This window comes from Pantoea sp. ACRSC, assembly GCF_022346785.1.
GTDB lineage: Bacteria > Pseudomonadota > Gammaproteobacteria > Enterobacterales > Enterobacteriaceae > Pantoea > Pantoea alvi.
Genome location: NZ_JAKRNN010000032.1, coordinates 1 through 26931, shown reverse-complemented (window position 1 = coordinate 26931; position 26931 = coordinate 1). Strand labels below are relative to the sequence as shown.

Below are 26931 nucleotides of genomic sequence, written 5' to 3'. Positions count from 1 at the left end.
CATGAACGATCAGACTTTTATTGTTATCCGCTTTTTCCTTTACCTTGACCTTATGGTTCTGTTTGGGCTGCCTTTATTTGAACTGTATGCCGTGAAGGGAACGCTTAAAAAATCGGTGTCATTATTCAGTGTCTGGTCGTTCTTTTTTATTCTGATATCCGTCGGCATTGTTCTGTCGCTGGCGAATATGCTGCTGGTCGCGCAGGCGATGAGTGGCGTGACTGACGCAGGTGAAATCACGCTCCACATCATAGAGATGGTTATCGGTGAAACTGCGGTCGGCCTCAGCTGGGTTATCCGGCTTGCCGCACTCGTCCTGGCCTTCGTCGGACTGGGCTTGCGGCTGCGCAATGCCGTTCTGTCGCGTTACGTTCTCACGCTTTCCGGAGGCACAGCGCTGGCCACCCTGGCATGGGGCGGTCATGCGGCCATGAACGACGGTATGAGCTACTATCTGCATCTGCTGAGCGATATCATCCACCTGTCGGCAGCCGGTGCATGGGTGGGCGCGCTCACGGCCTTTGCCATTCTGTTATGCATCAAAAAGGCGCAGACGGCCAGCCACGTCCGGCAGCTTGCGGAAGCCCTGACGGGCTTTTCCCGGGCCGGCACGGTGATTGTGCTGAGTATTGTCATCACCGCCGTCATTAACTTTTTCTTCATTGTGGAAGACCCGGTCAAATCTTTGCCGGGCAGCCACTACGGGCTGCTCCTGCTAATCAAGACAGGCTTGTTTTTCGTTATGCTGTTGCTGGCTGCCGCGAACCGCTTCCGGCTTGCACCCGCACTGGAAAATGCGCTCGGTCAGGGCCACTATAAGACGGGTATTGCGTTGATGCGCAAAAGTATTATTACAGAGTTCAGCGTGTCTATCCTGATTCTGGCGACCGTAGCCTGGCTTGGCACGCTGTCGCCCGGTAACGGTATGGCGTAACGACACTCAGCTGCAGGGCCCTTATACCATGACCACTCTTCTGATCGTCGAGGATGAAATTAAAACCGGGACTTACCTGAAACAGGGTCTTCAGGAGGCAGGGTATGACGTCACCCTTGTGAATGACGGCCGTCAGGGGCTGGAGCATATCCTTCAGCAGCGCTACGACCTGATTATTCTTGATGTGATGCTGCCCTCCCTGGACGGCTGGGACATTCTGCGGCAGATGAGAATGGCCCGCCACGAAGAGCCCGTGCTGTTTCTGACCGCAAGGGATAACGTCAGCGAAAAAATCAAAGGCCTGGACCTGGGAGCCGATGACTATCTTCTCAAGCCGTTCGATTTTGCCGAGCTTCTGGCCCGTATCCGGACCCAGCTCAGGCGTAACCGCTCTCTGGCATCCGGCATGTACGAAATAGCTGACCTGGTGATGGACATATCCCGCCGGAGCGTCAGCCGTTCCGGCAAAAAAATTCATCTGTCCACAAAAGAGTTTGTTCTGCTTGAGCTGCTGCTGCAGCGTCGCGGTGAAGTGCTGCCAAGAAATCTCATCTCCTCCCTGGTCTGGAATATTAATTTTGAGAGTGACACTAACGTGATTGATGTGGCTGTCCGGCGGCTGCGCAGCAAGGTGGATGATGACTTCAGCCCGAAGCTGATCCATACCGTGCGCGGCATTGGCTACGTGCTGGAGATACGTGAAGAATGAAGCGTAACGGGTCTCTGACTTCCAGACTTAGCCTGGTCTTTGCCGGTGTCATGATGTCCGTCTGGCTGCTTACCAGCGTTCTGCTGGTTGCCGCGCTGGGCAGTTACTTTCGCAGCCAGGACCTTACGCTGCTGACCGGTAAGCTTGAGCTGGCTACCGAACTGCTGGAAAGTGAAGTCCGTACAGGAAAGCTTGATACCGTCGGGCTTGCCCGCAAGCTTGCCGACGCCATGGTGGGCCATAGCGGACTTTATCTGTCGATCAGGACTGCTGATAATCAAATACTCGCCGACTATTTCTCTCCCGGCTTCCCGGTTCCGGCTGAGCGCTTTGCCGGTGAGGCTCTGAAGCTGAACACCCTGCAGACGGTGGAGGAAGACGGCTGGCGCTATAACGTCATGATTAAAAAAATCGGTGCAGAGAACGCGGGCAGGCACCGGGACGTGCTGATAACAGCCGCCTACGATACTGGCTTTCATGATGAATTTATCGGCCAGCTGAAAGAGTGGCTGATGTGGCTTAACGGGGGACTGATTTTTCTTTCTGTCTTGCTGGGCTGGCTTGCCACCCGCATCGGACTCCGGCCGCTGAATGAAATAAACCGGCTGGCTTCGGCTATTACCGTTAATAATCTCAGTGAGCGCCTGCCGGCCCGACACCTTCCTTCGGAGCTTATGCCTACCGTAGCCGAGTTTAACGGCATGCTGGAGAGACTGGAGGGCTCTTTCAGGCGCCTGTCAGAGTTTTCATCTGACATAGCCCATGAGCTGCGCACTCCCGTAAGTAACCTGATGATGCAGACGCAGGTTGCCCTGTCCCGGGAGCGTGACGCTGCCAGCTACCGGGAAGTGCTTTTCTCAAACCTGGAGGAGCTGGGCCGACTTGCCAGAATGAGCAGCGACATGCTGTTTCTGGCGAAGTCTGAAAACGGGCTGCTGGCGCTGGAAAATGAGATTTTTTCCGCAAAGGCAGAACTCGAAGAACTAATCGAATTTTTCGAGCCGCTGGCCGCTGAAAACGGTAAAACCCTGACGCTTGAAGGGGAGGCCAGCATGAAGGGCGATCGTCTGATGCTACGCCGGGCGCTGAGCAACCTGATAACCAATGCCATAAAGTACTCTTCAGACGGCGCGGCGATCCTGATCCGGGCAGAACAGCAGATCGGGATGGCGTTTGTTCATATATCTAACCGCACGGAAGCCATCACGCAGGAAAATCTGGACAGGCTTTTTGATCGCTTTTACCGGGGCGACTCGTCCCGGCAACATAACACGGACGGTGCTGGCCTGGGCCTTTCCATCACGCGAGCCGTTGTTCAGGCTCACAACGGTACATTGCAGGTTTTTTTGGACGAAGACATCGTTACGTTTACGGTAAAAATACCAGCAGCATGATTTACGTTGATGTGCGCTTTCTTCATGCTTTCGCCCGTAATAATTCTGAACTGCTTTAAATCAAGGATTTCTTTCCCGGTTTTGTGAAACGATCCCGGGTGCTTAACTAAACTTGAGTATCTTAGCCCAGTAAAGGAACGGATCATGAAAAAATTACAGACAGCCCTGGTTTCCCTGCTGGTTGTTCTGCCAGTTGCGGCTATGGCACAGAAGCCAGATATGAAGATGACGCAGGACATGCATATGTCCCCGGCCTCAAAAGAATACATGGCCGGCATGCAGAATATGCACCGCAGCATGATGGATGCGATGAAGGAGCAGGATGCAGACAGGGCTTTTGCCAGAGGCATGGCTGAGCACCATAAAGGCGCGATAGCCATGGCCGAAACAGAGCTGAAGTACGGAAAAGATCCTGAAATGAGAAATATGGCTGAAGATGTCATCAAAGCACAGAAGGCGGAGATTGAACATCTGGAAAAATGGCTGAATAACTAGCTTACAGCTGACATCAGAAGACTGCGTTTCAACCGACCGACAGGGCCCCTGAGAGGGCCCTTATTTATCTTTTATAAGGCAGAAAAAAGAAATAATCCAAACCGGAATGACTGCGGCAAACAAAAAGAGGTACTGCTCAGTGAATAAACGTTGACGGCTGAATTTCTGTTACGACACAGAACTCACGCACTGTGCTGCTATTTACCTGAAATAATATGCTGTCCGGACAGGTGTTTTACCGGATGAGAACCTTACCGCTTTTTCTCAGAGCAGCCTCCAGTTTTTCCGTATCTCCCTCCACGATGGCTCTCTCGTCAACCGTCAACGGCACCTCCTCCAGATATCTTTTTACGGACGCCTTACTTTCGAGCAAAAGTCCTCTTGCACTCTGTTTTGGCAGATTAAAGTCACAACCGATGCACGCCATCCGGTGCGGGCAGTTGCTCCAGAAAGGATTCATACAGTACGAATCGCCGAGATCATAATATATTGCCGGACCGGTGAGGCTGACGGCAAGCGGATCATGGTCAATCAGCACGCTCATCATATGCGCGACCCGGTCCGCCTTCACAAAAGAGGCTGCCAGCTGTGTCGGCCGTATACGAATATAATGCATCGTAGACTGCGGCGAAGAGTGACCTGACCACTGCATCAGCTCGTATAGCGACATGCCCTGAGGAACACTGGCCAGTGCTGTCACGGCAGAAGCACGGCCGCGGTGACTTGTAATGGGACCGCGTGAATCTTCCACAGGCATACCCGCTCTGGCGCAGAGAAGCGGAATGACAGTGAGATTTATTATGTTCCTTCCCACCGGTTTGCCCCGGTACTGAAACAGGAAACGGACCTTTTCACCGGTGCGCTCATCCGTAAGTGCTGCCTGCTCCTGAGGACGCTCACTGAGCCAGATATCGACATATTTTTTCACAACAGACGAGACTGGCTTAACAAAAGCTTTAGAGGTTTTACCGGCTGGCACGCTGAGATAGCACAGAGTGCCAGCCGGGATAGCGCTGCCGTTTTCCTGCAGAATGTCATCCGCCTGTGGAGTAACGCAGTTCATTGCCAGGCGTATAAGTTCGTTCTGTCGCAGCCCGGCATGTGTCCAGATCACCGCCATAGCCTGAAGCATAGACAGGGGGTAATGAATTTCGCTCAGCAGGTCTTCCTTATGTCAGCGCCAGTGATATAAGACTTTAATTCACCATTCGGGTTGTCCGCTCTACCCGTCATGCGGTTTCCTTAAGGTTCCCACACCGAAAAGGATTCCAGCATGCTGAGCAGAGAGGACTTTTTCATGATAAAGCAAATGCGCCAACAGGGTGCTTACATTGTCGATATCGCAACACAGGTCGGATGTTCCGAAAGAACCGTCAGGCGATATCTCAAATACCCTGAGCCCCCGGCCCGTAAAACACGCCATAAAATGGCAAAACTCAAGCCGTTCATGGATTACATCGACATGCGGCTGGCGGAAAACGTCTGGAACAGCGAGGTCATTCTCGCCGAAATTAGGACGATGGGGTACACCGGCGGGCGCTCTATGCTGCGCTATTACATCCAGCCCAAACGTAAAATGCGGCCCTCAAAGAAAACCGTGCGCTTCGAAACCCAGCCCGGTTACCAGCTGCAGCACGACTGGGGAGAAGTGGAAGTCGACGTGGCCGGGCAGCGATGCAGGGTGAACTTCGCCGTCAATACGCTGGGGTTCTCCCGCCGCTTCCACGTCTTTGCCGCGCCAAAACAGGACGCTGAGCACACATACGAGTCGCTGGTGCGCGCCTTCCGCTACTTTGGCGGCAGCGTGAAAACCGTGCTTGTCGATAACCAGAAAGCCGCCGTGCTGAAAAACAGTAACGGCAACGTGGTGTTCAACGCCGGCTTCCTGCTACTGGCCGACCACTATGGCTTCCTGCCGCGGGCGTGCCGCCCTCGCCGGGCCCGGACTAAAGGTAAGGTTGAGCGGATGGTGAAATATCTCAAGGAGAACTTCTTCGTCCGCTACCGGAGGTTCGACAGCTTTCCCCATGTCAATCAACTCCTGGAGCAGTGGATAGCAGATGTGGCTGACAGGCGTGAACTTCGCCAGTTCCGGGAGACGCCTGCAGAGCGCTTCGTTGTTGAACAAACACATCTGCAGCCACTGCCAGCAACCGACTTCGATACCAGCTACTTCGATATCCGGCACGTGTCCTGGGATGGCTACATCGAGGTTGGCGGCAACCGCTACAGCGTGCCCGAGTCGCTGTGTGGTCATCCGGTCTCGATCCGGATCTCGCTGGATGACGAGCTGCGGATCTACAGCAACGAAAATCTGGCCGCGACCCACCGGCTCAGCGGGGCTTCATCGGGCTGGCAGACAGTGCCGGAGCACCATGCTCCGCTGTGGCAACAGGTCAGTCAGGTTGAGCACCGGCCCCTGAGCGCGTATGAGGAGCTGCTGTGATGTACGAACTGGAAACACTGCTGAACCGCCTGAAAATGGAACACCTGAGCTATCACGTTGAAAATCTGCTTGAGCAGGCAGCAAAGCAGGAACTGAACTACCGGGAGTTCCTGTGTATGGCGCTGCAGCAGGAGTGGAGCGGGCGGCACCAGCGGGGAATGGAGGCCCGGCTGAAGCAGGCGCGCTTGCCGTGGGTGAAAACGCTGGAGCAGTTCGACTTCAGCTTCCAGCCGGGCATAGACCGGAAGGTCGTCCGTGAGCTTGCAAGTCTGGCGTTCGTGGAGCGCAGTGAAAACGTGATCCTGCTGGGCCCGCCGGGCGTGGGGAAAACGCATCTGGCGGTCGCTCTGGGAGTCAAAGCCGCGGATGCGGGCCACCGGGTGCTGTTCATGCCGCTGGACAGGCTGGTTGCCACGCTGATAAAGGCGAAGCAGGAAAATCGTCTTGAACGTCAGCTGCAGCAACTGAGTTATGCGCGGGTGCTTATCCTGGATGAAATAGGTTATCTGCCAATGAACCGTGAGGAGGCGAGCCTGTTCTTCCGGCTGCTGAACCGCCGGTATGAAAAAGCGAGCATCATCCTGACGTCAAACAAAGGGTTCGCCGACTGGGGCGAAATGTTCGGAGATAACGTGCTGGCGACGGCGATCCTGGACCGTCTGCTGCACCACTCAACGACGCTGAACATAAAAGGAGAAAGCTACCGGTTGAAAGAGAAACGCAAGGCCGGGGTGCTGGCAAAAAGCGCAACGCCAATCAGTGATGTTGAAATGGTGGAAAGCGGACAGCGTTAATGACCAACAGCGGACAATGAAAATGGTGAAAAACGGTCAGTAATCTTGGCGTTGACAGGCTGACAGGTTTGTTGTTATCGGGTCAGTTCGATAATGATGATGACCACACTTATGGCTGAGCGAACTGCCTTCAGAACAACAAGTAACATATTCATATACGTTTGCCTTGTAGTTACTGGTCCGTAGCCTGGCGCAGTCAGCCTTACTCTTCCCGCTGCGCTTTCTCGTGTTGGTTTCAGTACACAGACAACACGTTCAGCCTCGTCCCGGATGGCTCTGAGTACCGTTGCAGTCGGCACGTCGGGAACTTTGTTTGCACTTCCTGGAGCAGCCCCGGCTTGATACGACCGGCCCACTTTTGTTATTCTCACCCACACAGTACACAGACAACATGTTCAGTGTCGTCTGGGGAAGTGATCGGTTTGCGTTGCAGCGCAGACCTGGCTTCCGGGAAAAGATCAGCTTGCAGCTGGTCTTTTTTTTTGTCTGAAACTGACTTTCAGCCATTAATTCACAGCTTGTCCTTTTCAGCTTACCTGTGGATAAGTACTACATATAGTGGGTTCAGAGAGTTACGCCGCTACATGCAGATATAGTATTATTTTTCGACGAGATAACAAGGCAGAAAAATGATGTCTGTGGGGCTTGTATTTTGTGCGGAATTTCCTAACCCCGCGACTTATAAGGCTCAACAGCGTGTCAACTGCCAGGGTAAAAAATTCCAGATTTTGATCGACCGCTGATTTTTCGCTCATCGCAGTGATTCCTGAAGCCTTTTTCAGGTCATCGACAGTCATAAACGCCCTAAAACGCACACACAGGCTGAATAGAGGTTTTTATAAAAAGATCGGGTTTAACGCTGCCGCCTTGCAGGAAAGCTTTGAGGGCAGTTAAGCCTGTGCGGCCCCTGAATGTCAGACTGATAAAAGCGCACAGATAAGCCTCACATTTTAATCGGGCATTTTCCCTTTCGATGGACTCGTTCAGACTGACTTGGCTGAGACCCCTTGACGGAAAACAGCATAGCCATGACTCCTCCGGTAAGAACTATTCCTGAGGCGTGGACGACTTCAGCCAGCTTCTGCGCATCCTGACCAGATGCGACAGCTGGTTTGTGCGCGTGCAGACTGTCAGAGCAGATTTATCGGATGTATCGGTAAGAGTGTTTTGGGCTCTTTTTAGCGTTCATACTGATCACACAGGGCGTCAGAACCGTTATAAATACGGGCCCAGGACGAAGAAAACGACGTTACTTTTCTGGCAAGTTATTCGGCCCGTCACGTTGTGGCGTCATAAGCTTTGCCCGAGCCTGGCGCAGATATTTTGCATTTTTACTATGCGGAGCTGATGGCAGGTGAGCTAAGCAGATCCTGATTCAGGCCATTGCTCGTATCAGGCCAGGTTGCGCGCTGAGCTTTAATCATAATTTGCGCGAGGGGATGTGGCTCCTCAGAGTATGTTGGCTACCCTTCGCCATCAGTTCGGCAACAGGCTAAGGCGGGGTATAAATAGCCCCCTTCTTCTGCAACATAAATTTCTGATAATTTTTGCAGGTTTCGCCGTTCCTGATTCACGTAGCGACGCTTTCTACAGAGCGTTTGTTTATGACGACGCGAGATTTGTCAGGGACGCTGTTTTTACTACAGTCAGGTCACTTTTAAATTAAAACCAGACTACTGCCACGAGGGAGGTGCCACGACTATGCAGCGAGCTGACCGTTGAAATATGTCGCTCGTAAAATAAAAATCTAAATCGTTTCAGTCATCTTCTCTCTGCACCTCTGCAATCAAGTCGCTGAAGGCAATTGTATGACTTCTGGGCTTTTGTCCCGAAGGGAGTTCGGCAACTCTCAGTTTAAGCGGCATGGGGCTGACGATGCCACTGAATATACAGGTTCCCGTAGAAAGAGTGGGTATGGATTCTTCTGTCAGCCGGTCTATGTAAGATACCGACTTTTCGATGGCATAAAGATCGTTCTGGTTAATCAACCGGTGAATAAAGTAATTATGTGCCTGGGAAATAATTGTTGAAGAGATATCATTTGGACGCTGGCTGGAAATGGTAATAAAAACACCAAATTTGCGTCCCTCCTTGATAATCTCTTCAAAGGTTTCCAGACGGTAATCCTTCCAGCTTTCCGTTTCCCGAAAAGAAATATTAGACAGAATATTGTGAGCTTCGTCGATAATCAGATGCAGCGTTGATGGAACGTCAGACAGCTTCTTCAAATTGTAAGCCCACTTTGCAATCAAAAGAGGAAGCGTCTTCTTCATGGTAATGTTTACCATATTGAGGTTAACGACGGTAAAATTGCCCCCATTCCAGAAATCATTCTGCCCGGACGTATCAAAAATCTTGTTTATATCCTTCCGGTTAGCGTTCATTCTGTTTATAACGGGAGACAGATGTTCTGGATTGGATTTATTAGAGAAAAATTCGTATATGAGCCTGAGCCACATGAAATCAAGAAGACACTCTATCATATCCGTTTTAAATTCAAACGCGCAGGCCAGACTGTAGATATAAGCCCGCTCGACGGCTGCTTCAGAATCAAAGTAATGATGCTCGTTTCTTATTTTCCATTTCTGCCTCCCGGAATGAAACTCTAAATCTGAGTATAACTCTGGGTCATCGCGAAAAATCGGACTGAACATGGCGTTTATCGATTCGCTCTTAATTTTGTCGCCGCTGAACAGGTTATGTTTGATTTTTTTCTTGAGCATGTTTCGCATGAATCCACGCGGATCTGCGCTGCGCATGACTTCTGCCTGAAAATCCAGCACGCGCTTCAGAAACGGCTTCTGCGTTTTATCAGTGGCATCGGTCAACACGGAGAGCATGTCATGTTCAAGCAAAACCTCCCGGGGGAGCGGAAGCTTATCGCCGTTTGCCTGGTGCGTGTTCAGGTTATAAACCGTTTTCTCACCGGTTATACAGTCCGGAGCAGTATATTCACCGTTAAAGTCGAACAGGATAAATTTGCATCTTTCCTTATAGCGGTCACCAAGCATATGCCTTATCTGGGCGGTTCCCGCTTTATAAAGCGCGGCCAGAGTGTTGGATTTTCCGCTGCCGGTGTTGCCGAAAATGGCAATATGCGAGTTAATAAGACCATTGACCGGCAGCGCAATCTCGATATCTTCAAGGTCCGTACGGGTGAACTTCATTACAGCTTCATCAGAATCAGCTATCTGATGGACCGCCTGTATCATTTCCTCGGTTACCACAAAGGCCTCATTGCCAATGAGGGGGAGCTCACGTGAACCGCCAGTGAAAATGCCTCTGCGGTCAATGTACCCCGTCAGGGTTGCCGTCAGGTAACGCCGGTATCGCCAGGCATCACTGCCGCTTCCGGCAGGATTTTTTTCTTCGATAATTCGCTCAGCTTCAACTTTGCCAATCAGGCTCATAAATCCTTTTTTGATTTCAATGAAGCTACCTACAGATACGTTTCGCAGGACTTTCCCCTGATAAAACAGATCGCTGAGATTTTTGTTTTTATCGACAAGGATAATAACAGCGCGTCCGGATACCTCGCAGACCTCGCCAACCCGCAGTACCGCTTCTTCATCCGTAAAATGCCCGCTCACCTCGCGCCTCCCAGATAGCACGTGATAATATTATTCATTGCCGGAAAATCAATGTTTCCCCCCGGACGATAAACAATTTCGACGTTGGAATAATCACGAAATTTCTCCACGAACCCTTCAACGCTGGCCTCATTGAATGCAAATATCAGCAACTTGAGAGTGGCATTGCGCAGGGCCTTTTTGGTCAGCGTTTCAAGGTGCTCATCAGCAAAAGAAAAGCCAAAAACAATCAGAAGGGTGGCTTCTTTATCAAGTTCATTAGAATAGGTTCTCAGCAAATCGTAATAAACATTCTGCAGCAGCGTTTCCTTAAACTTCTCCTTGCGCGGCAGAATAAGGGCATGTTCGAGAACCCACTTTTTCTTTTTTGCTGACGTGGTAAAACTCAGCGGCCTCTGCTCGCCAATGTTATAAACAATCTTTTCTTTGTGATGTTCCCATGAAAGCGATCCGTGAAGCTTGATCAGATTGACGGTAGGGAGTTCGACCTTATAGTTATAGAGATTCCCTGTGGCGCTGATGGAATAATTAAAACTGCCTGCGTCAAATTCCATATCGCCCCAGACATCCAGCCTTTTGGTAAACCCGTCATTAAAAATGATATTTTTATTTCGGGTCGCAGCGTCCTCAATAAATAAATCATAGTTGGTTGTAAAAACGTTAATACGCCTCGGAAGCAGGCCGGTCCGGCGGCGCGTCAGTATTTTTTCCAGGGAAGAAACAAACGCATCATAATTCTTTTGCGTCTGTTCCACGCTGCTGATAACCGTTGGCAGGTAAGGGATGCCGTTAACCCGATTGAGCATACAGTCATGCGGAAGCCAGACCGCTGATAAAAACCCGGCGGCCATATCAAAGTATTCCTTTTCCTTTTCATCATTAATAAGCTGCTGGAGATCCTGCTCGATTGTCCCCAGTACCCGAATAGCCGGGAGCGATGCCCCTGACCCGATGAGAAAGTTAATGTTGGCCGACTGGAATACGCGTTCAAAGTAGTCCTGGTCGCCATCACTGCCGTAATAGGCGCGCTTGACTGCCATCTGACCCGTCCCTGATGCATTAGGATTAATCTGTATCGCTTCATCTTAACGCTGCGCTGAGCATTTTGACATCACTTCTTCATTACCCTGGCATTACCCCATTTATACCAAACATGCAGATCCGGGCCTCAGGCCTTGCGCCACGCGGGTTTGCGGGGTTTTTCCGGAAAAAAGGTTCCTTTACGGGGTTTGGATAACCCTCTATATTGCGGGTAAAACCAAATGCCGGATCCTTTCTGCGCGATTTATTGATCTGGCTCCGGCCGTCCCGCTGCGGGAAAATAGCCGGATAAATGCACAGACAACGCTACGTGAAAATTACGCCATGAACAGCATCCTTCCCCTGCAGAATTCACCAGAACGCGTCACCGCGCTCGCCTTCGCCCCGGGGGCGGATTTTGCGACCGCGGTGGCGCTGCGGCGCATGGCCACCGCGAACGGGGTCACACCGTGCTACCTGCTGGCGCCCGAGGTCAACGCGCTGCTGCACTATATGCCGGACAGGCGGCACCACTTTCTGTTCAGCACCCTCTGGAACACCGGCGCGCGCATCGGGGAGGCCTGCAGCCTGACGCCGGAGTCGTTTGTCATCGACGGGCCGCGCCCGTTCGTGCGCATTCTGTCGGAAAAGGTCAGAAGCCGCCGCGGCCGCCCGCCCAAGGATGCGGTGCGCCTGGTGCCCCTCACGGATCCGGGCTATGTCCGCCAGGTGGAGAGCTGGCTCGCCACCGAGCGGCCGAAGCGCCGCGAGCCGCTCTGGAGCGCGACCGACGAAACCATGCGCAACTGGCTGAAGGCTGCGGTCAGGCGGGCAAACTCGGACGGGGTGTTTTTCTCGATCCCGGTGACCCCGCACACGTTCCGCCACTCCTGGGTGATGCACCTGCTGTATCACCGCCAGCCGCTCAAGGTGATTCAGGCGCTGGCGGGGCACAAGGACGCCCGCTCGATCGAGGTGTACACGCGGGTGTTTGCGCTGGACGTGGCGGCGACGATCGCGGTACCGTTCAGCGGAGAGGGCGCGGAGGCTGCCGCCGTGCTGCGCTCGCTGCCGCCGGGATAAACAATAAGGGAGGAACAGGACAGGATGATGGACGCAAAGGATTTCGCGGAGCTGGTGATCCGGCACGGCTGGCCGGTGGTGTTTGCCGTGGTCGGGTACCGGCTGCTGAACCTGATTTTTGACTGGCTCAGCCGGGTAGAGCCGTCCGGGATGTTCAGAGCACTGTTTAACCGCAGGCGCCAGCATCTGGAGAAAATGCTGACGCTGCCTTACCTCGCGCGTGAAACCCGCAATCTGGCCCGGGCCGAGCTAAACCAGTTGTCGCGTAAAAAACTGACGGGATTTTCCAATCCGCGTCTGCAGGAACCGCTGATTGAGATTTGCCGCCGGTTCAGTCTCCGGCCCCGTTACTTCACCCGCTGGCGCTCTTACCTGACGGAAAAAAACGGTCGCGTGATCTTTGCGAGCCGCTTATACCGCTTTGTCTGGCGCTTCTTTATAGGGTTTAACCTGCCGGTGAGCACCCTTTATATGGGCTATCTGTGTTACCTGTTAACGCAGATCTTTGGAGACGAAAACCTTTTATTTATCCTGCTGGCTAACATGAGCATCTGGTACCTGCCGTGGTTATTCATGACGGCGCCGATGGCACCGCCTCCCACCGCCGAAATGGAAGGCTACATCAGCCGCTATAACGCCTCCCGGGAGGCGTCGGAGGGCCCGGTTAAGCCTGACTGAAAGATGATACACCCGCCCCGTCGTGACGCCGTCACGGCGGCCGGGTTCTCTGCGGTTACGGTTAAGGGCTGGCCGTCATACCCCGTGCAGCCTTAGCGGCAACGTCCGGGCAAGAGGCGGCGCAGTCTGGCCCTGACGCTGAAGGCCCAGGGCTGCGTGAGCGCGGTGAATTCCGCAGATAATCTTGCCGTCAGCGCGTCCTGAAAATGCTCCAGCGCCAGCAGCTGGTTGTGAACCGCCTGACGGAACCTGAGTTCATCCTCTGCGCTGCGCGTCACGTTTTTCATGTCGCGCACGGGTTCGCCTGGCATGGTAATCATCAGGAAGTCGTTAAGGGTCTGCAGCAGCGGAGATACCGTTTTCTTCCAGCGGCGGGCTTCATCCGGACGATGAAAAGCCAGCTGATGCCAGCAGTGACGGATTTTCACGATGTCGGGCATCCGGTTACCGTCCTGCGGTAACAATGCCTGGTTACCCAGTTCCTCAACGGAAATGCGCAGCTCAGAAAGTGCGGTCGGTGCACCCGGCTGTTCACCCTTCTGTCTGAACGCCATTTCAATCAGATGCAAAGACGTACCTGCGTAATTACGGATCCCGGTCAGGGCCTCGTTGCAGTCGCCAGCGATGCTTTCAAGCCTCGCCGTACGGATTTCCAGCGCTTTTTTTTGCACCTCATTGCGCAGCGTAAAGCGCGCGGCCAGCCACACGCCGGCAAGCGTCACCAGGGGTGTCAGCACATCTTTCAGATCCATTTGTCATTTCTCCTGTTTCAGTGCCCGTGACGCCGCGCCCCGGGCTATGCGATGTTCAGCCTGCCGCAGCCTTACGCTGAAACCGTCGTGATATTTCACTTTTTCCTCCAGCAGACTCTCCCTCCGGCGATGCGGTCCGGAAGGGGGGGACAGCGAAAAGTCCGCGCGCAGCCTGCGGCTCAGCAGAACCGCGCGAAGACCCAGACCGGCGTACTGACGCTGGCGCTCCGCAAAATAGTCATCACCTGAGCCCGGGTCGCCGTCATCGGCGTTTTGCAGAGCATCAGGAATATCGTTCTGCAGGTTCACGATGGACCGGGCGCCATCGGTTATCTCCGTCGATCCCGCTATTTCCGGCAGAACAAGCTCCGGCGCATTTTGCTGATGTTTTCTGGTCCGGTAATCCCGTCTTGCCGGATCGGTCCTTTCCGGGTAGCCATCATCGGATGCCACTGCGGCGCAGCCTGTGGCGAAGCGATCCAGTACGCTGACCAGCTGCGAAGCCACATCTGCCCGTCGCCAGCCGTGCTGCCGCTGGCTGCTGAGATGCCGGAAAGCACAGGTGGTACCGTTGAGGATGGTTGTGACGATATTCAGCAGTTCCATAATGTGCCTGTTGAGCCGCGGGCCTGACAACAGATTATGCCGGATCTGAGCCGTATACGGATACAGCCTTAACGGAGCTGCCCTGAGCGTTAAGGAATCAGGATAAACCGCACGGTTCGCTATTTTATCGTCAGGATGTCCGCAAGGCAGGTGGTATAACGTGGCGAAAGCCTTTCCCGCTTCATTTGCCACATACTGTTAGTTCCCTGGCCGGCAAACCAGACTTTACCCAGGCCCGAGCGGTTAATCTGATCTACCGCTGACATCAGCGCATCCGCGTTTGCGCGCGGCAGCTGCTGACTGAACATATCGAGCTGCGCCACGCCCGACTGATAGAAATCACCCAGGGTTACGCCAGCCTTCGCGTACCGGTAACCGTCGCGCCATACGGTTTCCAGTGCACGCAGGGCAAAGCCAATAATATCCCGGCTGTCACTGGTGGGGTATTCACACGTCAAAGCAGCTGAGTTCGCATACTGAGGCTCGTTCCCGTATCGTCCTGTGGCGACTGAGACGCTGATATGACGACATTTTGAACCCTGCTCACGGAGCTTTTCACTGGCCCGCGTGGCATAACTGACAACAGCCTGCTGCAGCTCTTCAATGCTGGTCACACGCTGTCCGAAACTCCGGCTCACTACAATCTGCTGCTTGGGCGGCGGTGCGTCTTCCAGCGCCAGGCAGGATTCGCCGTTGAGTTCGCGAACCGTTCGCTCCACAATCACGTCAAAGTTTTTGCGTATCATGCTGACAGGACTGTCAGCCAGCTGCAGCGCCGTGCTGATGCCCATTGCATGCAGCCGTTTGCTGAGTCTGCCACCTATTCCCCAGACATCCTCCACGCTTACCAGCGCCAGCAGCCTGCGCTGACGTTCCCGGCTGGAGAGATCCACAATGCCATTTGTGCGGGTCCATTTTTTGGCGGCATAGTTGGCCAGCTTGGCCAGCGTTTTGGAAGGCCCGAAGCCCACCCCAATCGTCAGCCCAATCTCCTTCCTGATCCTGTCGCGCATCTGTTTTCCGAAGGTCTCAAGAGGCATATAAGCCGCTATGCCGCTGACGTCGAGAAAGCTTTCGTCGATCGAATAGATTTCCTGTCCCGGCGCCATCTCGCCCAGGATGGCCATCATTCTTGCAGACATATCGCCATACAGTGCATAGTTAGAACTGAAGATATGTACGCCATTTTCACGAAAGTAACGTTCATTTTTAAAAAGCGGAGCGCCCATTTTGATGCCCATACGTTTGGCTTCTGCAGAGCGCGCTATGACGCAGCCGTCATTGTTTGACACGACACACACAGGTTTTCCCCTGAGATCAGGCCGGAACACCGTTTCGCAGGACGCATAAAAGTTATTGGCGTCAGCCAGGGCAAACATACTCATCTCCTGCGCAGCTTATTACAGCTTATACACTACAGCTTATGTTTCAGTCACTGAGTGGACGGGTGAAACCTGACCCGGCTATATCAGTCAGTGCATAGGCCACAACGCCCCACACAGGCAGATCCTGACTTTCATCGAGCAGAGTAATGGTTTCATCCCCCTGGAGTTCCTGAAGAGCCGGAACGGGGTTTAAAAGCAGTCTGCGAAGCACAAGCTCACCATCCATTTCTGCCACAATAATATGCCTGTGCTGAGGGGTAAGCGCGCGATCGATGGCAAGAACTGAACCCTGCACTATGCCGGCCTCTGGATAGTTACTGTCGCTGCGAACCAGGAAAGTTGAATGAGGCGACAGCGTGACCAGATCGCCCAATGTGAGACGTTGTTCTGCAAAGTTTTGTGCAGGATTTTGAAAAGCCATCCTCTTCCCCTTGTGCAAAGACGTCAGCTTTACAGGCTGCGCTTATCCACATATCCACTGAATAGATCAATTCTTTTAGATCATATAGAGATCAAGTAAAGATCAATAAAGATCACAGAGCTTACAACTTTTTGAAAAATATACCAAAAAACAGGTTTCAGGCGGTCACTTTCATAATTCAAGCGGTCACTTTCATAATAAAAGCGTTTACTTTCATAATTTAGGCGGTTACTTTCATAAGTCAAAGGCGGTTACTTTCATAAAACTGGATGACATATAGCCAACTGGTGTGGATAAATGGAAAATAATCAGGAATACAATGGCATAGAAAGCCCTTTTTGCATCGTGAAAAAGGAGTCCAACACAAGTTATGAACTGACGCCAAACAGTAATAAGTCGGTACAACCTGTCGCGCTTCTTCGTCTCAGCGTGTTTACGCCAGTGGCGCCGAAGGAGAAAGGCAAGCGTGACTTCCTGATTGATGCGTCCGAAGAGTTATCGAGCCTGGAAGTGGCAAGGCAGGAAGGATATACAGATATAAAAATTCAGGGGGCGAAGCTCAGTATGTCCACTGATTTTAAAACATGGATCGGCGTCATCTCTGCTTTTTCAAAGTACGGCTATAACACTGAGAAAATCACGCTACCGTTCTCTGAATTTGCCCGTATGTGTGGCCTCAAGCCCACCGATATCAATGGTCGTGCCCGCGCACGACTGCATGACTCCCTGTTTAATCTCTCGAGTGTAACCCTTTCATTTCGTGGTAAAGGTGCTAAAAAATCGCTGGTAACGCACCTGGTTCAGCGTGCGGTTCTTAACTATGAAACCGATCAGGTTGAAATTGTCGGTGATAGCAGCCTGTGGGAACTGTACCGGTATGACCACAAGGTGTTACTGGGTCTGAAAGCCCTTTCAGAGCTTGCGCGAAAGGAAGCCGCACAATCGCTATACGTCTATCTGGAAAGTATGCCGGCAGGCACCCTGTATATCTCAATGAAGCGGTTTCGTGAACGCCTGGCGCTGGAGTCCCAGATTAAAGATCAGAACGCTATCATCCGTCGCGCACTGGCCGATCTGGTCAGAATTGGTTACCTCGATTTCGCTGAATACAAAAAAGGGCGGGAAATCATGTTTGTAATCAATAGCCGTTCTCCAAAACTGCAGGCGCTGGGGCGAGCTGCCCAAAAATAGCGGTCACTTTCATAACATCTCTGTTGGGCGTTTACTTTCATAAACCAGAATGTGCATGGTAGGGTGCTTTCATAAGGCAGAGCTGGCAAGGTAGGGTGCTTTCATAAGACGGGGCCAGCAGAGTGGGGTCCTTTCATAAAATAAAGCTGCTAAGAGACCATCAGGAGAGGCAGGGTTATGAAAGTGACCGCCTTTAGAGGCTCTTTTATGAAAGTAACCGCCATCAAAAAGTTCGAGATCCTGCCTTATGAAAGTAACCGCTATTAAGCGGCCAGCTGACGGCATTATGAAAGTAACCTCCTATATCAGATTGACCGCTTAGCCCTGGCTTCCGTAATGTTCCTCAGACTCAGCGCAGGATAAGGTTCAACATAACTTGCATGGAGATTTTCTCGCAATGGAAACAGCTCATATCTACGTAACAGGCAGCGGTAACCCGCACACGCGACTGGGTTTTGCACGTGTCCTGATTGAACAGGGCGGCCGGAGAACGCCGGTTATCTTTCATTATGAAAACACCACTTATAAGCGCAGCCAGATTCAGGGCATGATTGATGCTGTGCTGCAGCTTGACTGCCCTCACCATGTGGTATTTATCAGCGCTTCACCGCTGGCGCTGGAAAAGGCTGAAACTGGCGAAGGACCTAACCGGGATCTTATCTACGAGCTGTATCGCGTTTTGTCGGCTAAAGGCTGTACGTATGCATTCGATTTTCGGGTAGGAAAGGGAAAAGAGATAAACAAACTGCTGTCAGCTCACAACGTTTAATTTAAACGCTCTCAGCTTCCTCCTGAAGTACGCAGCTGACAACTGCAAAGAAATTATTCCTTAGATAAAAAATGCTCAGGGAGCTACTCAGGTGCCTTTGCAGCAAAAATATCCAGGCGCGTTCTTTATTGTTGAATTTACCATCTCGGTTGTCGCGCGGTCGCTACCAGATGCGTGCCGAAAAACCGCAACTTACTGCTGGTAAGGGGACATTCACAGATGGCGGGTGAGGTCGTGGCATGGGACGTCTGACAGAAATGCCTAACGGCAAAAAAAGTCAACCGGGGCACAAACTGCCGGGATGAATTGAGCAAAAAAACAGGGGGAACTGGCAAGAGAATGGTGAGATCAAAAAAGGCCTCCCGGAGGAAGCCTTTTTCGAAATTTTCGCGCACCAGCCAAAGCCGGAATCGCTCACACAGTCAGAGATCCTGTCTCTGAGAGAGATTTTCATACAAACTGACGCTTACGTCAAGCGAAATGACCGTGGCATCCGTATGCAGCCGAAGTATAGTAGCAACATAACAAGGAGCGATTATGACCATTGCCGCCATACTGGATTCAATTTCTCAGCACAGATTTGCGACCTATAAATCCTCGGTTTTTAACGGTGCCAGCGAAGAGGAATGCCTCGGCATTTACCTCTGGAACAAGCAACTCGCCGGCGCGTTTCTTCCCGCGCTGCAGATTATAGAGGTATCCTTGCGAAACGCCATTTGCGCCGCCAAACAGCGATATGAAGAGAACATCATCGAACAGACGGCACCTGCGACCGACTGGCCAGCACTAAAGGGCAGAATTGACGACCAGTGGTTTGTGACCGTCATGACAGAACGAAACAACCGGGATTCCTGGCGCGCTGTTGAGAGCGCGAAAGCGCAGCTCAGAAAGGACGGTAAGCCGCCAACTACGGAGAACCTCATTGCCAAGCTGACTTTTGGCTTCTGGGTTTCAATGGTCAATCGCGACTATAGCGTCGGTCGTGCTGCCTATCTTAGTCTGTGGCCGCATCTGATCCCGGAAGTCTTCCCGAACGCGCTTGATAAGCGGCACGGTACGCCACTTTCCATTAACCGAATCGGCGCTGATCTGCGCGACATTAACACTCTCAGAAACCGCCTGTCTCACCACGAGCCACTCTGGCGCTCAGACAAGACATATTGCGTTGAGCAGGCAATCAATAAGGTTGTACGGGATTATCATAAGTGCCTGGATGTTATCCGCTGGATAAACCCTTCCAACCTGAAACTGCTCAGCATTATTGAAAATACGCAAAAGATGAATGAGCTCTGTAATCCCCATGCGCTATGGAAAAACAAAAAGCTGCCGTCAGGACTGCCGGACATTCCCAAAACGTCAGGCGATGAATGGCTGGCCAGCGCGCTGCTGGAAACCCGGCACACAGGCGAGATCATCTCGGTGGATACTGCTAAAGGCTTTGGCATGATTCGCAGCGAAAAGGACGGGACGAAGTTTATTGCACGATCAGAAAACTTTGTGGGCAGGCTTAACGCCTATACAACCGGCGACCGAGTTACGTTTGAACCAGAAAATAAAACTACAGGGCGCCATCCTGTTGCGAGCGCCATCAAACCCGCCTGATTCAAGAGACGTGCATATATGAAAAAGCAAATGCCCGCCTGGACATGAATCCTGGTAAAATTGTTCGGGTTGCTGCACGGCATTTACCTTTCAGACATAGTCAGATGTGCAAGCAGTGCACAGCTTATCCTGTGAACGCTGAGTCAGAAGCACGGGGGAGTCGGCTGGTCGCATATCACCCTGAGGCCAAACGGCAGCAGCGGAGCTGCCCTGACTTGCATGTATCAAATAAATCCGATCACGTCCAGTATCTGGATTTACCATAACATCTCAATGTCGCATAACTTGCCAAAAAAGTGATGCCCCTCAGGAATCTAATGCTTGAAACGCACACTAAAAGACCATATTTATGTCATGGGTAAATTCACCCATCTTAGCGGCATGAAAAGGAAATGGAATGGCAGTGTATGAGAATAGTAAAACTGTTAAAAAAACAGAATACCCGGACAAGTTCGGAAAAATTTGGAAGATCGGAGAAAAACCAAAATACCCTGGGATCTATGAGTGCAAATCATGCCTGTATGAGGATGTAATTAATCGCGAATGTGAAAAATTTCCACCTTGCTCAAATTGCACAGGGAAAGATAAAACGAACACGTGGCAACTATTAGTTCTGGCCCAGGATGCTCCATCATAATCCGCTAATCCGCCTATAGAGGCGGATTTCATGCCTGCCAATAGCTCTGATTGCTCATAACACCTTTTGGCCGCCCCCCCGCAGGCGCCCTCAGCGGAATCCAGTAGCCAGAGGGGGCGTTTCCGGCATCCTTTACGCTGCGTTATCCCTCTGAAAAGCGCTCCTGATAATTCCGGCGTGTCTGTATGGCTACGCAGTGTGATCTGTTCTATACAGATTAGTGAATGCAGATGTGACGTCCGCTTTTGGCCAAAGCGGACGTCACATCTGCAGCTTCTGGGCTGGCGAGCAGTGCGCAGCCGGCACTCTGTATGCCGCGCAGCGGCATGGAGGCGCCAGCCAGTCCTACATATCACCCTGTAGCTGAACGGCGCCGGTAGCGCGGCGCAGCCGCTTCCTGACGCATATAAAGCGCAAATCCAACCTCGCCCTGCCAGACGCCGTTGAAGCAGCGGCCTTTCAGGCGCACTGAAGTCAGACGGTCGGAGACGAAAGAAAGAGTCCGCGGTACCACTGACAGCGACTCCATTCCTATAGTTACAACACCCATTTATCAGCCTCCACTGATCCGGCCCTTCGGGCCGGGCGGCGGGGGCTGGTCAGTGGGGGCAACCGGGCTTCTGGTCTGACTCCGGGTTTTGCCGGAGAGGGGTGCGGGGTTTCAGGTTTGGCTCGGACAGGGGTTAAATGAGAGTATATATGAATGATGTAACTATACTTGACTTGATGTGCATTTATACTGAACATTTAGTATCGTTCTGTTAGAACTCAATAACTGAGGTGCATATGAATTCATCTGCTTATGAGCGCGGTATCAAAACTGCTTCTGCATGGAAGCGCTTAACATGCGTTTATATCGATGCAAATTCTCGCTTTGCTGCTTGGGCCGATAGCAAAGGAGTTCCTAGGGCAATAGGAAGGTCGTTTGTTCCCTTTTCTGTTCTAATGCTTCTGACGTTAGCCTTAGTTGTGGGTTTTTTCCTTGGCGCCATTATTATCGCTGTCGCTGGGTTTGCATATATGGTTCGCTACGTTCAAATAAATAACTTAGCTTCTGGTGGGTCAGACGAATCGACCTCAGGATATGGGCCTGAGTACAGAAATGGCCGCGATGGATATGGTTACTATTACGGCGCCGATGATTCAATTTTCACATCATCTAAGACACACAATGAAGAAGATTAGGCCTGGGGAGCTACCCCCCCCAGGTTACTTAAATAATTATAACTTCATGGCACCTTTCATTTTATTTACGGCCTCTCCCCCACTTTGTTCGACTTTTGCTGTGCCATTTCTGAATGCCCCATCGAGCGCACCACCAATTCTGACGCCAGCCCATGACAGAGTCCCCATCCATACTGCCGGAAGCACAAGGAACATTGTCGCCATGACAAAGTTCATGATCAGATCATCAGAACTGTTTTGGAAGCCTGCCATGTTAAAGCTGCTATGCGTATCAGAGCTGTAAAGCGCGGTTAGGAGCCAGCTGTCTAGCCAGCGCGCCAGCTCCCACCAGAATGTCAGGAAGTTCAGCGCAAAGAGCACAAAGGTGAGCGTAATTACCGTTTTAATCTCGTAAGCGGAGAACGCCAGGATAAGCGGCAAGATAACCACTATAGCCATCAGAAGAACGGCCTGAACCATGGGTAATGCCTGGCGCATTGCATCAAACGCCGGAAACGCGGCCAGGCTGCCTAATGCGGTGCCGCCAGTTGCGGCAACCCTGGCAACGGAATTATCGAGCGTAAAATCTGCGTTTCCCCCGTAGCCGGCATATACGTGCCCCCCTTGCGATACAGTCAGACTCTCCGGACTGACCAGGCGGCGAACAATGGCCTCCTTATAGTCGGCAGAATTACCGCCGATCATGGTCATTGCAGCGGATAAACGTGTCCATAATCCCGGGTCTGCCTGATCGACAACACGGGCCTGTAAGCCAGTTTCCGCTTTATTCCACCATTCACTGCAAGTCGGGTAGCCGCCCCGGCCCGTGTCAGGACGCCCGCTGTCACGGCTTTCGCTCCATGGAAAATCTGCGCGGGGAGTTTTTGACTGCAGACTGCCGTAATAATTACTCAGGAACGTCTTGCTGCCTATCCACTCGATATCACGCAGTGTGGTCTTGTCTTTAGTTTGCCCCTGATCCTGACGCTTCCACATATACAATGCGAGTGAGTAGCAGTCGTTGGTAAAGTCCTGCAGCTCTTCCGCGAGAGCTTTATTGTTAATCCGCGTATGCTGAACCTCAAACCGGAGCTGACGCATGTCCGGCCGACAGGGGATAGTGGCTACTGAAGCCTGAGTGATCCCCTTCGCCAGCTTATGAACCAGATACCACCAGACCGGCGCGGCCGCAGTCTGGTCGTTGATGCTGGATATGACCGGTGAATATCCTGTGTCGTCGGGTGCTTTTGGCGTCCATGTGCCGCAGGATTGCGCGCGCGATGTGTCATATTTGATGGTATTCATGTCCACATTCATCAGCGGCATGCAGCAGGCAATCATGACCAGAAACGATGTATAAATAGCATGCTCCATGCGGGGTATGGACAGGGCACCTTTATTTCCCTCGTCTTCACCCTCTTCACGCACTTTCAGCCAGATGCCGATAAGCCGGAAGGCGACCGGTACGGTAAATAGTCCGGTCGTGATAAGGATGTTCCAGAGTCCGTTGTTTACAACCCAGCCGAGCAGGGTAAGGAAATACTCCAGATAGCTGTTTGTCAGCATCATGACGCTCCTGTGCCGCCGAGCAGCACCAGTTCACAGACAACGGCAAAAATGACGCTGACCGCCGCAATGCGGATCAGCGGCTGACGGTATTGCGGATCGAAGCCTAGCGCCCGGAAAATTTTCACAAAACCCCACGCCAGCGCACCATAAACAGCAAGGCGCCATACCAGCCAGCCATAGCGGGCATGATCCATCCAGTCGCGGAATGCAGCGGCCTGGGCAGGATTTTTAACGGCTTTGTCCGCAACAATGAGCCCGGCCAGCAGGAATGCCAACAGAGTACCGGCAGTACACAGTACGCGAAGCAGAGCAGGGTGGCGGCGGAAAAATGAGGCGCGGTGCGCGCCGTTTTCGGTTCTCATCGGCTGTGCCCTCATCAGTTGCTTTCCGTTTCAGGAACGGCCAGGCGGTTAATGCGACTGTCAGTGCTGTCATCGCTCTGCGTCTGCGGGTTGCTGTTAACGCGGCCGTTTTCGCGATCGATAATGGTCAGCACTGAATTGCGTGACAGCTCGCGCTTAAGCTCCATCTCATTGCGTAATGCGGTGATCTCACGATCAATAGCCGCAACGCGGCGATCGCCTTCTTCAATTGCAGCATTCTGCGCTGCTGCGTTAGGCTCAGACATGCCGGTAACGATCATGCGGCGCATAATGAGTGCGGTTTCAACGGTATCAGCCATTGCCAGCTCTCCGGCGAGACGGGCCGTCAGGGCTGCATTGTCTGGGTCTCTTTGTAATGCTCTGATCACGCCGGCAGTAATCGGAAGGCTACCGGTTTTGAGTTTTGCCAGATTTGTTGCATTTGGCTGCTCAGCACCGTTAACCAGCTTGACCAGCTGCTCGGTGTTTTCTTTAGTGGTCTCTTCCAGGATAGGAGCAAAGCCTGTGCCGGCCTGCGTGGCGCCCGGCTGCTGATCGGCATCACCACTGGTGCACTGAGAGGCATCGCTACAGGTTCGCAGCGAGCTGTCCCCTACGACCTGGACTACCGCTTTCGCTGCTTCTTCGGCGCTTGAATATTTAGCGCAGGCACCACCGTTACAACTGTTGGTACTGACCGTATCCGTACTAAGCACCGGCAGGCTGTTCATCATGTTGAACCCTGCAGCCGTCAGATCATGTGTCGGCCTGATAGCCTGTTGCCCTTGTCCTCCACGTTTTTGCCCGCCAATCCAGTTCTGGCCTGAATTGCCTTGTAACTTGTCAGCTGAATTGTTCACGCGCACAGCATCCGCATCTCCGCTGTTAACAAGCGAGCGGTACTCGTCCATTACCGCGCCCTGCGTCCATTTGTTGTTGCCGGCAAAATCCATCATGCGTTTTGACATGTTCTGACAGTTGAGCTGGGCCTTATCAAAGGAGACGTTTGCCTGTAGCACGCCGTTTGTGAGCATGTCGTACAGGCCGGGATTGGCACGCTGAATAATCATTGCCGGCAAGCTGGCTACGGCACCGGTTGCATTCTGAACCACGTCACCCATGAGGTTCTTGAATCCGTTTGTTACCCCGTTGAGCTGATTGCCAACGGTGGTTTTCAGGTCGAAATTGCCACACATCAGATCGCTGCTCCATCCGACGTTCATGCCGAGTTTGCGCATGCTGCTGCGCGTTGCCGGCTGTGAAATTACAGAGCCGCCGCCGAGCGTATAGTAAAGCTTGTCAGAGACCGCGCCGCTGACGTCCTTGCCGTAGCCTATGGCGCTGTTGTTCACTGAAGGAAGTGAAATACCGAATGCACTGGACTGATTATTGTCGGCCGCCTGCGCGGATAGCGCAGCGGCAGTGATGCACAGCGCAAGCGCGGCCGGTTTGAATTTAACTGGTGACATTGTGCCTCTCAGAAGTCAGTTGAATAGAGGAAGGTCTGGCCGCGTCGCTTGCAGCAGCTGTAGGGCTGCCATAGCGCATAGGCTTCGTTGCCGTCCTGAGCAATGGGATGCGCGCCGTCCGGGAAGACGGCGCAGGAAGATGAAAGCGTGGGCGCCAGCCGCTGCCATTTGTGGTTAGCCGTACCCGTATTTTCCTTCACCTCACCTGGCGGCCAGTAGCCGGCTCTGTGCGATGCCTTCAGTACCTGGTAAACGTGGGGTTGTCCCGAACGGGTAATAATGTCGGCGACCCGCTGTGCGACCACGGCGGAGGCTTTGTCATCGTCTGTCTGGCTGACGAAGCCGGAACGGGGATAAATATTGCCCCACATGTTGGCGCTGACCTGGCTGCCCAGTTCGCGCTGGCCGGGGACCAGCGCCTCGGGATATAGCGATTCAGGCAATCCCGACCGCCACACAAGTGAATCCAGCGTGCTCAGAAAGTAGGGATTAAATGGCGTGGCGGCGGTATCGCACGAATAACCGGGAATGCTGCCGCCAATGATGGAGGTGGCAGGATGGCCTATCGCATCGGCGTACTTGAATTTAATGTTCGACTTGCGCTGCTCGGGGGTCTTGATATCGGCGGCGTTACCGCCGCCGGCTGGCGCACCGCTGGTCAGAGCGTTGTCGATCGTACCGGACGCACCACTCATAAACGCCATCTCTGTCCAGGGATTCCCACCCGGTCCGGTGTAGGTGGACACCACCACTTCAGGAATAAAGTGGGTCACCTTAACCGAGGTTTTCACCGAACAGCCAAAGGGCGTACACATCAGCCAGTAACAGATGCCGCTGACGCGCCAGCTGATGCAGTCCTGGGTAATAGCACTGGCAATAATGCTGGCAGTATTAATGGCAGAAACCGTAGCCGGAGTCGCGGCTGCTACCAACACGGTGGCAACACCTGCGGCGTTGAAGTGTGTTCTGGGGGAAAAACGCATCATTTACCCCCCTGACTACGAAGCGTGGTAGCCCGAGCAACGTCGGCCGTGCCATAAACCACATCTCGATCATCGAAAACGACGGCAGGGAACTTATGAAGTCCGATCTCCCAAGCATGCACAACCTGGCGATATGCTTGGGCAATTTGCCCCTGCTGTTCGGGCCATTGCGGCGACTGAATGATTTCGCGAGCCTGCTGAGCGGCCAACTGCGGATCTGCAGCCAGCTGGCCGAAAATGGAGTCCTGCAGGCGGTCAGGGCCATCAAGCCAGACAACAGAGCTTTCTTCAGTCAGATTCTGAGGAGGATGTTCGGCATCGGTATACACAACGGTGCCGGCCATCAGCTTAAGCGGTAAAAACAGGAAAAGTGAATGTAATAGCCTGAGTCGCATGGCAGATCTCCGTTACGGTAACAGGCCGTCAGAGTGGCAGTACGGAGTCATGCTTTCATCAGTAAACTCTTTTTGCGATTTTGAAAATTTCTGAGGGAGGCGGTTGTGCTAAGTTCACGATAGTTTTGAATCCTTGAAGGAAATATTTTTTATAAAAGACCGTAATCAGGCTATCTCACTAAATTGAATTTTATAAAGTTTTAAAACTCAACTTAAATTGCCCGTAGACCTTTTCAGCTTGGAAGAAACGCACATGACTCAGTGCCTGAGTGCTACAGATACTTCTTACGTCATCAATTTCCGACTGTTTGGTTTTTAAACCAAAATAAACTGATTTTATTGCATTTGGGTTAATTGCAATGTCAACAGGCTTTGTTGAATAAATCGAACTTTTGCTGAGTTGAAGGATCAGATCACGCATCCTCCCGACAACACAGACCGTTCCGTGGCAAAGCAAAAATTCAAAATCACCAACTGGCCCAC

General features: G+C 52.5%; 24 protein-coding genes and 1 pseudogene. 13 read left to right on the top strand and 12 right to left on the bottom strand.

Features of this window, described 5'->3' with window-relative positions; all coding sequences use genetic code 11:
- The first annotated feature begins 1 nt into the window (after position 1).
- The 4 genes from copD (at position 2) to MHZ97_RS20855 (ending at position 3532) form a co-directional block, all read left to right on the top strand.
- Positions 2–934, top strand: coding sequence for a copper homeostasis membrane protein CopD (copD, locus tag MHZ97_RS20870; RefSeq protein WP_033755886.1), 933 nt, complete (start codon positions 2–4; stop codon positions 932–934).
- A 28-nt stretch (positions 935–962) separates the two neighbouring features.
- A complete protein-coding gene (locus tag MHZ97_RS20865) occupies positions 963–1643 on the top strand; it encodes a heavy metal response regulator transcription factor (protein WP_007708057.1) in 681 nt (226 codons plus the stop codon).
- Positions 1640–3037: a heavy metal sensor histidine kinase gene (locus tag MHZ97_RS20860; RefSeq protein WP_033755889.1), complete on the top strand. Its 1398-nt coding sequence runs from the start codon at positions 1640–1642 to the stop codon at positions 3035–3037. The genes MHZ97_RS20865 and MHZ97_RS20860 overlap by 4 nt, the downstream gene beginning before the upstream one ends.
- A gap of 144 nt (positions 3038–3181) precedes the next feature.
- Positions 3182–3532, top strand: coding sequence for a DUF305 domain-containing protein (locus MHZ97_RS20855; RefSeq protein WP_239315574.1), 351 nt, complete (start codon positions 3182–3184; stop codon positions 3530–3532).
- 235 nt (positions 3533–3767) lie between these two features.
- On the opposite strand, the pseudogene MHZ97_RS20850 reads toward MHZ97_RS20855, so the two are convergent.
- Positions 3768–4703: pseudogene (locus MHZ97_RS20850) on the bottom strand (tyrosine-type recombinase/integrase); the annotation flags it as partial.
- A 102-nt stretch (positions 4704–4805) separates the two neighbouring features.
- Here MHZ97_RS20850 and istA point away from each other — a divergent pair.
- Positions 4806–5978, top strand: a complete 1173-nt coding sequence (istA, locus tag MHZ97_RS20845; RefSeq protein WP_004115503.1) for an IS21 family transposase — start codon at positions 4806–4808, stop codon at positions 5976–5978.
- Positions 5978–6772: an IS21-like element helper ATPase IstB gene (gene istB, locus MHZ97_RS20840; protein ID WP_004115504.1), complete on the top strand. Its 795-nt coding sequence runs from the start codon at positions 5978–5980 to the stop codon at positions 6770–6772. Before istA ends, istB begins: the two co-directional genes overlap by 1 nt.
- Before the next feature lie 1757 nt (positions 6773–8529).
- On the opposite strand, the gene MHZ97_RS20835 is transcribed toward istB, so the two are convergent.
- Complete coding sequence (locus tag MHZ97_RS20835) at positions 8530–10362, bottom strand: ATP-binding protein (protein WP_224481790.1); 1833 nt, start codon at positions 10360–10362, stop codon at positions 8530–8532.
- Entirely contained in the window at positions 10359–11402 is a 1044-nt protein-coding gene (locus MHZ97_RS20830; RefSeq protein ID WP_103797697.1) for an SIR2 family protein, read from the bottom strand. Before MHZ97_RS20830 ends, MHZ97_RS20835 begins: the two co-directional genes overlap by 4 nt.
- Before the next feature lie 325 nt (positions 11403–11727).
- Between MHZ97_RS20830 and MHZ97_RS20825 the strand changes: the two genes are divergently transcribed.
- Both MHZ97_RS20825 and MHZ97_RS20820 read left to right on the top strand, forming a co-directional pair.
- On the top strand, positions 11728–12465 hold the full coding sequence (locus MHZ97_RS20825) for a tyrosine-type recombinase/integrase (RefSeq protein ID WP_239315576.1): 738 nt from the start codon (positions 11728–11730) through the stop codon (positions 12463–12465).
- Positions 12466–12489: 24 nt separating this feature from the next.
- Entirely contained in the window at positions 12490–13143 is a 654-nt protein-coding gene (locus tag MHZ97_RS20820; RefSeq protein WP_239315577.1) for a hypothetical protein, read from the top strand.
- Positions 13144–13235: 92 nt separating this feature from the next.
- On the opposite strand, the gene MHZ97_RS20815 is transcribed toward MHZ97_RS20820, so the two are convergent.
- The 4 genes from MHZ97_RS20815 to MHZ97_RS20800 form a co-directional block, all read right to left on the bottom strand.
- A complete protein-coding gene (locus MHZ97_RS20815) occupies positions 13236–13895 on the bottom strand; it encodes a hypothetical protein (protein ID WP_239315578.1) in 660 nt (219 codons plus the stop codon).
- 3 nt (positions 13896–13898) lie between these two features.
- Positions 13899–14501 (bottom strand): hypothetical protein, encoded by a 603-nt coding sequence (locus MHZ97_RS20810; RefSeq protein WP_239315579.1) that lies wholly within the window; start codon positions 14499–14501, stop codon positions 13899–13901.
- A 119-nt stretch (positions 14502–14620) separates the two neighbouring features.
- Positions 14621–15880, bottom strand: a complete 1260-nt coding sequence (umuC, locus tag MHZ97_RS20805; protein ID WP_239315580.1) for a translesion error-prone DNA polymerase V subunit UmuC — start codon at positions 15878–15880, stop codon at positions 14621–14623.
- Positions 15881–15929: 49 nt separating this feature from the next.
- Positions 15930–16307: a S24 family peptidase gene (locus MHZ97_RS20800; RefSeq protein ID WP_239315581.1), complete on the bottom strand. Its 378-nt coding sequence runs from the start codon at positions 16305–16307 to the stop codon at positions 15930–15932.
- 297 nt (positions 16308–16604) lie between these two features.
- Here MHZ97_RS20800 and MHZ97_RS20795 point away from each other — a divergent pair, with 297 nt between their 5' ends.
- The 4 genes from MHZ97_RS20795 to MHZ97_RS20780 all read left to right on the top strand — a co-directional run bounded on the left by MHZ97_RS20795 (position 16605) and on the right by MHZ97_RS20780 (position 21691).
- Positions 16605–17498, top strand: coding sequence for a RepB family plasmid replication initiator protein (locus MHZ97_RS20795; RefSeq protein ID WP_239315582.1), 894 nt, complete (start codon positions 16605–16607; stop codon positions 17496–17498).
- Between the two features lie 397 nt (positions 17499–17895).
- Positions 17896–18267 carry a hypothetical protein gene (locus tag MHZ97_RS20790; RefSeq protein ID WP_239315583.1) on the top strand — a complete coding sequence of 124 codons (372 nt, stop codon included), beginning with the start codon at positions 17896–17898 and terminating at the stop codon, positions 18265–18267.
- A 537-nt stretch (positions 18268–18804) separates the two neighbouring features.
- Entirely contained in the window at positions 18805–19869 is a 1065-nt protein-coding gene (locus tag MHZ97_RS20785) for an Abi family protein (RefSeq protein WP_239315584.1), read from the top strand.
- A 1423-nt stretch (positions 19870–21292) separates the two neighbouring features.
- Positions 21293–21691: a DUF3742 family protein gene (locus tag MHZ97_RS20780; protein ID WP_103797204.1), complete on the top strand. Its 399-nt coding sequence runs from the start codon at positions 21293–21295 to the stop codon at positions 21689–21691.
- A 36-nt stretch (positions 21692–21727) separates the two neighbouring features.
- Here MHZ97_RS20780 and MHZ97_RS20775 read toward each other — a convergent pair whose 3' ends face one another.
- The 5 genes from MHZ97_RS20775 to MHZ97_RS20755 are packed head-to-tail and all read right to left on the bottom strand — an operon-like array spanning position 21728 to position 26448.
- Positions 21728–23236, bottom strand: coding sequence for a conjugal transfer protein TraG N-terminal domain-containing protein (locus tag MHZ97_RS20775; RefSeq protein ID WP_103797203.1), 1509 nt, complete (start codon positions 23234–23236; stop codon positions 21728–21730).
- The gene (locus MHZ97_RS20770) at positions 23236–23601 is read right to left on the bottom strand and encodes a hypothetical protein (RefSeq protein ID WP_224481797.1); all 366 of its coding nucleotides are present in this window, start codon (positions 23599–23601) and stop codon (positions 23236–23238) included. The genes MHZ97_RS20775 and MHZ97_RS20770 overlap by 1 nt, the downstream gene beginning before the upstream one ends.
- A gap of 14 nt (positions 23602–23615) precedes the next feature.
- On the bottom strand, positions 23616–25070 hold the full coding sequence (locus MHZ97_RS20765; RefSeq protein WP_103797201.1) for an integrating conjugative element protein: 1455 nt from the start codon (positions 25068–25070) through the stop codon (positions 23616–23618).
- Between the two features lie 8 nt (positions 25071–25078).
- A complete protein-coding gene (locus tag MHZ97_RS20760) occupies positions 25079–26056 on the bottom strand; it encodes a TIGR03756 family integrating conjugative element protein (RefSeq protein WP_375337777.1) in 978 nt (325 codons plus the stop codon).
- Positions 26053–26448 (bottom strand): TIGR03757 family integrating conjugative element protein, encoded by a 396-nt coding sequence (locus MHZ97_RS20755; protein ID WP_103797200.1) that lies wholly within the window; start codon positions 26446–26448, stop codon positions 26053–26055. Before MHZ97_RS20755 ends, MHZ97_RS20760 begins: the two co-directional genes overlap by 4 nt.
- Before the next feature lie 400 nt (positions 26449–26848).
- Here MHZ97_RS20755 and MHZ97_RS20750 point away from each other — a divergent pair.
- A partial coding sequence (locus tag MHZ97_RS20750) for a hypothetical protein (RefSeq protein ID WP_239315586.1) occupies positions 26849–26931 on the top strand: 83 nt, incomplete at its 3' end.

Excerpts from the sequence above, each read along its gene's own strand:
- copD (WP_033755886.1), top strand. The coding sequence starts at position 2 with ATGAACGATCAGACTTTTATTGTTATCCGCTTTTTCCTTTACCTTGAC.
- MHZ97_RS20865 (WP_007708057.1), top strand. The coding sequence starts at position 963 with ATGACCACTCTTCTGATCGTCGAGGATGAAATTAAAACCGGGACTTAC.
- MHZ97_RS20860 (WP_033755889.1), top strand. The coding sequence starts at position 1,640 with ATGAAGCGTAACGGGTCTCTGACTTCCAGACTTAGCCTGGTCTTTGCC.
- MHZ97_RS20855 (WP_239315574.1), top strand. The coding sequence starts at position 3,182 with ATGAAAAAATTACAGACAGCCCTGGTTTCCCTGCTGGTTGTTCTGCCA.
- istA (WP_004115503.1), top strand. The coding sequence starts at position 4,806 with ATGCTGAGCAGAGAGGACTTTTTCATGATAAAGCAAATGCGCCAACAG.
- istB (WP_004115504.1), top strand. The coding sequence starts at position 5,978 with ATGTACGAACTGGAAACACTGCTGAACCGCCTGAAAATGGAACACCTG.
- MHZ97_RS20830 (WP_103797697.1), bottom strand. The coding sequence starts at position 11,402 with ATGGCAGTCAAGCGCGCCTATTACGGCAGTGATGGCGACCAGGACTAC.
- MHZ97_RS20825 (WP_239315576.1), top strand. The coding sequence starts at position 11,728 with ATGAACAGCATCCTTCCCCTGCAGAATTCACCAGAACGCGTCACCGCG.
- MHZ97_RS20820 (WP_239315577.1), top strand. The coding sequence starts at position 12,490 with ATGATGGACGCAAAGGATTTCGCGGAGCTGGTGATCCGGCACGGCTGG.
- MHZ97_RS20815 (WP_239315578.1), bottom strand. The coding sequence starts at position 13,895 with ATGGATCTGAAAGATGTGCTGACACCCCTGGTGACGCTTGCCGGCGTG.
- MHZ97_RS20810 (WP_239315579.1), bottom strand. The coding sequence starts at position 14,501 with ATGGAACTGCTGAATATCGTCACAACCATCCTCAACGGTACCACCTGT.
- umuC (WP_239315580.1), bottom strand. The coding sequence starts at position 15,880 with ATGTTTGCCCTGGCTGACGCCAATAACTTTTATGCGTCCTGCGAAACG.
- MHZ97_RS20800 (WP_239315581.1), bottom strand. The coding sequence starts at position 16,307 with ATGGCTTTTCAAAATCCTGCACAAAACTTTGCAGAACAACGTCTCACA.
- MHZ97_RS20795 (WP_239315582.1), top strand. The coding sequence starts at position 16,605 with ATGGAAAATAATCAGGAATACAATGGCATAGAAAGCCCTTTTTGCATC.
- MHZ97_RS20790 (WP_239315583.1), top strand. The coding sequence starts at position 17,896 with ATGGAAACAGCTCATATCTACGTAACAGGCAGCGGTAACCCGCACACG.
- MHZ97_RS20785 (WP_239315584.1), top strand. The coding sequence starts at position 18,805 with ATGACCATTGCCGCCATACTGGATTCAATTTCTCAGCACAGATTTGCG.
- MHZ97_RS20780 (WP_103797204.1), top strand. The coding sequence starts at position 21,293 with ATGAATTCATCTGCTTATGAGCGCGGTATCAAAACTGCTTCTGCATGG.
- MHZ97_RS20775 (WP_103797203.1), bottom strand. The coding sequence starts at position 23,236 with ATGCTGACAAACAGCTATCTGGAGTATTTCCTTACCCTGCTCGGCTGG.
- MHZ97_RS20770 (WP_224481797.1), bottom strand. The coding sequence starts at position 23,601 with ATGAGAACCGAAAACGGCGCGCACCGCGCCTCATTTTTCCGCCGCCAC.
- MHZ97_RS20765 (WP_103797201.1), bottom strand. The coding sequence starts at position 25,070 with ATGTCACCAGTTAAATTCAAACCGGCCGCGCTTGCGCTGTGCATCACT.
- MHZ97_RS20760 (WP_375337777.1), bottom strand. The coding sequence starts at position 26,056 with ATGATGCGTTTTTCCCCCAGAACACACTTCAACGCCGCAGGTGTTGCC.
- MHZ97_RS20755 (WP_103797200.1), bottom strand. The coding sequence starts at position 26,448 with ATGCGACTCAGGCTATTACATTCACTTTTCCTGTTTTTACCGCTTAAG.